At 32.8% G+C, this 1,218-nt stretch carries 1 protein-coding gene; it reads left to right on the top strand.

Translation table 11 applies throughout. The features are described 5' to 3' along the window. Positions 1–120: 120 nt before the first annotated feature. Positions 121–1,170, top strand: coding sequence for an IS30 family transposase (locus I0Q91_RS14230; protein ID WP_270455324.1), 1,050 nt, complete (start codon positions 121–123; stop codon positions 1,168–1,170). Positions 1,171–1,218 lie beyond the last annotated feature (48 nt).

Raw genomic sequence — 1,218 nt, 5'->3', positions numbered from 1 at the left:
TGCTTAATTGTAAAATGAACTTGAACTAATTAAAAATTTAATAAAAAAGTGCCCATAGTGGCCCAAACTGTAATATAATTGAATCACCACAAACAAAAACATTACAGGAGGGTGCACACTATGGACTACTTAAATGATACACCAATATCTCGAAAAAATAAACACCTAAATGCTTATGAACGTGGTCAAATAGCATTATTATATTCTGAAGGAATATCAGCTTATGCTATTGCCAAACGCTTAAATAGAGCTTCTAATACAATCAGAAACGAGTTGAAACGTGGAACAGTTTCTCAAATTAAAGCCAATAAAAAGGTTGATATCTACTTCCCTGACACTGGTCAAAGAGTTTATGAAGATAACCGTAAAAATTGTGGACCTAAGTTTAAACTTTTAGAATGTGAGAATTTCATAGAACATGTAGTTGATAAATTCTATAACTCTGATCATTCAATTGATTCTATTTGCGGTTCAGCTAAACTGCATAATAAATTTTCAAATTCTAAAATGGTCTGCACCAAAACTCTTTATAACTATATAGATGCTGGACTACTTGAGATCAAAAATATAGATTTACCAATTAAGTTAAAACGTTCCCCAAAATCAAAGCTCATTAAGGATAACAAAAAGAAACTGGGCACCAGCATTGATGAGCGTCCTGAAAGTATTAATGACCGCAGTGAATTTGGTCACTGGGAAATTGACACTATCATTGGCAAAAAGACTAAAGATCAGGCAGCATTAATTACTATGACAGAGCGTACAACCCGCTCACAAATGATTCGTAAGATTGCTGACAAGAGTTCTAATTCTGTTCAGGAGGCTATGACAAAGCTGATTAAAGAGACTGGAAACCTATTTTCTAAAGTTTTTAAAAGCATTACAAGTGACAATGGTTCTGAATTCTCAGAGCTAGCCAGTATAGAAGAAGTAGTTGACACAAAGGTTTATTATACTCATCCATATTCGTCCTGGGAAAGAGGCACAAATGAACGTCACAATGGCTTGATAAGAAGGTTTATCCCCAAAGGTAGAAGCATAAACGAATTCTCAATTGAAGCTATTGCTAGAGTTCAAAACTGGTGTAATACTTTACCAAGAAAAATATTGGGATATTTAACTCCAAATGAAGCTTTTGAAGAACAAGTAAAACAAATTCTATACAATTAAATTTATTACAGTTTGAAATTAGTTCAATTTAACATTGCAATTTAAGAA

It is taken from the genome of Halonatronomonas betaini (genome assembly GCF_015666175.1).
GTDB classification, from domain to species: Bacteria; Bacillota; Halanaerobiia; order Halanaerobiales; family Halarsenatibacteraceae; genus Halonatronomonas; species Halonatronomonas betaini.
This window is presented reverse-complemented; position numbering and strand designations above follow the sequence as displayed.